This window comes from Micromonospora sp. DT4 (genome assembly GCF_049841675.1).
Classification (GTDB): Bacteria; Actinomycetota; Actinomycetes; order Mycobacteriales; family Micromonosporaceae; genus Micromonospora.
In genome coordinates this window covers 1-2,777 of the sequence record NZ_JBNCKT010000241.1, presented here as the reverse complement: position 1 = coordinate 2,777, position 2,777 = coordinate 1, and the positions used below count along the sequence as shown (strand labels likewise).

The window sequence follows — 2,777 nt, the reverse complement described above, 5'->3', positions numbered from 1 at the left end:
GCCGGCGGGCGGGCGGGGGTGAACCAGCCGGTGAAGCGGCGCGGCGGGGCGGGCACGGGGGCGCGTCCCCGTACGACGCCGACCGGGCGCGGCGACGGCGGTGGGGGCGCCGGGGCGAGGGTGGCAGGGGCGCGGCGGGCGTGTTGTTCGGCGCGGCGGGCGGTGTGCAGCGCCCAGCAGGGGCCCTGCTGCCCGCGGCACTGCAGGTTCGTGCAGGCGCCGTCGGGTCCGGGTTGGTGGGCGGCGGCGACGTCGACCGCGAGGGCCCACAGGAGCCTGTCGGTGACGTCGTCCGGTGCGGCGGTGCGGTCGCTGGGACGCCGGTTGCGGCCCTTGGGCTGTGCGGGGTGTGCCATGGCGGGTGGCCCTTCGGTCGGCGGATCGCGGGCATGCGCGGTCGCCGCCCGACTCGCGTCGGGGCCCTTGGGAGTGCTGATGTCCGGACGACGGACGACGACCAGCGCTGATCGACGCTCATCTCTTGGTGAAGGTCAAGTCGTGTCGGGCGGGCAGGACGTTGCCCGCCCGGCACGGCAGCGTGGGGTCGCTGCTCAGGTGGTCTGCTCGGGATCGAGGCGTACGCGGGTGGGGTCGACGGTGGTGAGCAGGTGGCGGGAGACGCCGCGCCAGTAGCGGCCGTTGTTGCCGCCGAGCGGCACGAGGGAGACGCGGCCGGTCCCGGTGTCGCGCAGCACCACGTACAGCTCGCCCGGAGGCTGCTTCCAGCCCGCGCCGGCGACGGTGACGAGGGTGCCCGGATGCAGCGGCGCTTCGTGGATCATGGTCCACTCGCCGCCGGTGCTAGCGCTGGTGGTGCTACCGCTGGTGGTGGTGTCCGCTGCGGGGGCGGGCCGCAGGTAGGTGGGGTTGACCTTCACCGGTCGGCCGCCGTCGACGGGTTCGACGACGACGTTGACCGGCAGCAGCCGGGTGACGCGGTAGGTGACGCCCCGGGTGCTGGCGCGGGCCACCGCCGGGTCGATGGTCACTCGGTCACCGATGGCGTACGTGTGGGGGCTGCTCATGGCGGATGCGCTCCTTAACGGGTCTCGGCGACCGTCGCCGAGAACGGGGAAAGCAGGGCTGGGCGGAGGGAAGCGGGGCATGCTGAGGACCTCGCGCACGTCGGCGGGCGCGAGGTCCTCTTGGTGTGTCCGTGAGCGGTCAGCGGCGGCGCAACTCCCGTAGGCGGGTGCCCGGCGGCGGTCCGGTGTGGCCGGTGGTGGCGGTGGCTCCGTGGACCCCGGCTCCGGTTTGTTTGGCCTGGTACATGGCGATGTCGGCCTGGCGTAGCAGGGTGCGCGGGCTGACGCCGAGGGCGGCGCTGGTGTGCCCGACGCTGGCGTGCACGGCCACGGCGTGCTCGCCGAGGTCGACGGGGTGGCGGCCGACCGCCCGCCAGGCGGCGCGGGCGGCGGCGGCGATGTCGTCGGGGCCGCCGTCGACCAGCAGGGCGAACTCGTCGCCGGACAGCCGCGCGGCGAGCCGTACCGGCCCGCGCAGGGTTGCCAGCCGTCGGCCGACCTCGGTGAGGACGTCGTTGCCGGCTTCGTGGCCGAGGGTGTCGTTGACGGCTTTGAAGCCGTCGAGGTCGAGCAGGACGAGCCCGAACGGGGCATCTGTGCGGGTGGCGCGGGTGAGGGCGGCGAGCAGTGCTCGCCGGTTGGGCAGGCCGGTGGTGTCGTCGTGGTCGGCGGCGTGGCGGGCGCGGGTCAGTGCCTGCTGTTGGCGCCACAGCAGCGCTGCGGCGAGGGCGAGACCGGCGAGGATTCCACCGGTGGCGGTGACGATCGAGGTCAGGATGGGAGACACTTCGAGAGCTCCTTGTGCAGTAAGGAGCACCGGGGGCGGGCGTGGTTCCGGGAAGTTCGACGCCCGCCTCCGGGCTACCGGCTGGCGGGGTCGTTCAGGCGGTGGTGTCGGCGAGAGCGAACGTCGCGGGCTTCTCGGCGGCCAGCACTGCCCGCCCGGTCGCGACGAGTTTCACGGCGGCGTTGTGGACCGCGCCCGCGCTGGCCTTCTTCGCGCCGGTTCCCTCGTTGGCCCGGTCGACGAGCTTGCACAGTTCGCTGACCTTGTACTGCTGGCCGGGGTTGGCCTCGAGGATGTCGAGGATCGCGCCGCGCAGGGTGCCCGACGCTCGCCGGGTACGGGCCTGTGCCGCCTCGCCCGCCGCCTCCGTGGCCGGCGGTGCGGCGGGTACTTCCGTGGCGGGGTCGCCCGTGGTGCTGTCGATGGCCCCGCCAGCACGGGGACAGTCCGGTGTGGCCGGTCCGGCGTCCGCTTCGTTCGCTGCGGGCGTCGTTCCGGTGGCCGGGTCGGTGTCGTCGGTCGCGACCCGTGCCTCGGGTTCGGCAGTCGAGCGGTCGTCATCGTCGCCGTCGTGGGTTTCGGTGTCCTCGGCTTCAGCGGCCTCGTCGGGTGCCGCCTCGACACCACCAGGAGCCGGCGATGTCGACTCCTGAATGGCGTCCGGCTGCCTATCGGCGGGAACCTCGGCGGCTGGCCGCTGGCCGTGGTCCTGCCCGGCGGTCTCTTCGCTGTCCTGCGTGTCGTCGCCGCGCGGCCCGTGTTCTGCGGCGGTGTCGGTGTCGCGGGTGGCGGGCTCCGGTGCGGGCTGGCCGTGACCGCCGCACTGTTCGGCGTGAGAGCGGCCGGTGTCGGTCAGCCGCCACAGGCTGCGTCCGGTGTCGCTTCGGGTGGGCTCGGCCAGTCCCGCGGTTTCCAGGGTGCGCAGTTTCGGGGTGGTGGTGGAGTAGCCGAGGCCGGCTTCGGTG

Annotated in this window: 4 protein-coding genes; all 4 read right to left on the bottom strand. The window is 74.2% G+C overall.

From position 1 onward, the window contains the following. Positions 1-356 (bottom strand): hypothetical protein (locus tag ACLQ24_RS29225; protein WP_425894961.1); only part of this gene is annotated, 356 nt, incomplete at its 3' end. Positions 357-551: 195 nt separating this feature from the next. Beyond that, positions 552-1,025, bottom strand: a complete 474-nt coding sequence (locus tag ACLQ24_RS29220; protein ID WP_374536208.1) for a hypothetical protein — start codon at positions 1,023-1,025, stop codon at positions 552-554. Between the two features lie 139 nt (positions 1,026-1,164). Next, positions 1,165-1,812, bottom strand: coding sequence for a diguanylate cyclase domain-containing protein (locus tag ACLQ24_RS29215; RefSeq protein WP_425894960.1), 648 nt, complete (start codon positions 1,810-1,812; stop codon positions 1,165-1,167). Positions 1,813-1,906: 94 nt separating this feature from the next. Further along, positions 1,907-2,777 (bottom strand): MarR family transcriptional regulator (locus ACLQ24_RS29210; protein WP_425894959.1); only part of this gene is annotated, 871 nt, incomplete at its 5' end.